Source organism: Bradyrhizobium sp. Leo78 (assembly GCF_059512425.1).
The window spans coordinates 1-984 of sequence record NZ_JCAMOT010000156.1 but is presented as its reverse complement, the minus strand read 5'-3'; the positions used below and the strand labels follow the sequence as shown (position 1 = coordinate 984).

Genomic DNA, 984 nt, shown 5'->3' with positions numbered 1-984 from the left:
TCTCTGTAGAGGAGAGCGCTTGTGGCGAATGCAGGTGTTAGAGGCCGGCCAATCGAGCCGTTGGTGCTGAGTCCGCAAGAGCGAGCATATTTGGAGAGGCAGGTTCGTCGTTATCGTGTGGCCCGGTCGCTATCTGAGCGGTGCCGCGCGATCCTACGGTGCGCAGATGGCTTGCCAAGCAAATCTGTGGCTGCCGAACTTGGCATCCATGAACACACCATTGGCAAGTGGCGCCGCCGATTCTTGAAGGATCGCTGTGATGGCCTGCTTGACGAAGCCCGCCCTGGCCGCCCTCGAACCATCAACGACGATCAGGTTGCTGAGGTAATCGAGCGGACATTGCGTACAACGCCGCCCGACGCGACGCACTGGTCGATCCGGCTCGATGGCTGCGGAAACTGGCTTTTCTCACACTACGATCCGCCGAATGTGGACAGCGTTCGGCTTGCAGCCGCACCGCAGCCAGACATTTAAACTGTCGAGCGATCCGCTATTCGTCGACAAGGTGCGCGATATTGTCGGGCTTTACCTGTCCCCACCGAACCGAGCCGTTGTCCTCAGCGTTGATGAAAAGAGTCAAATACAAGCACTCGATCGCGAGCAACCGGTCTTGCCGATGATGCCTGGCGTACCGGAACGTCGCACGCACAGCTACGTGCGGCATGGCACGACCACGCTTTTTGCCGCGCTCGACGTCGCTTCCGGGTTTGTCATTGGCAAATGCTACAAGCGCCATCGGGCGGTCGAGTTCTTGAAGTTCCTCAAAGAGATCGACGCTCAAATTCCTGAGGGGCTCGCTGTCCATATCGTCATGGACAACTACGCCACCCACAAGACGCCCAAGATCAAAGCGTGGCTCGCTCGCCGGCCGCACTATCATGTTCACTTCACGCCGACTTCTGCGTCATGGATCAATCAGATCGAGCGCTGGTTCGCTGAGCTCACCAGAAAGCAAATCCAGCGAGGTGTTCACACCTCCGTCAG

General features: G+C 58.2%; 1 pseudogene. It reads left to right on the top strand.

Annotation, left to right across the window (positions count from 1 at the left end):
- Positions 1 to 21: 21 nt before the first annotated feature.
- Positions 22 to 984, top strand: a pseudogene (locus AC5ZG1_RS44015) (IS630 family transposase); the annotation flags it as partial.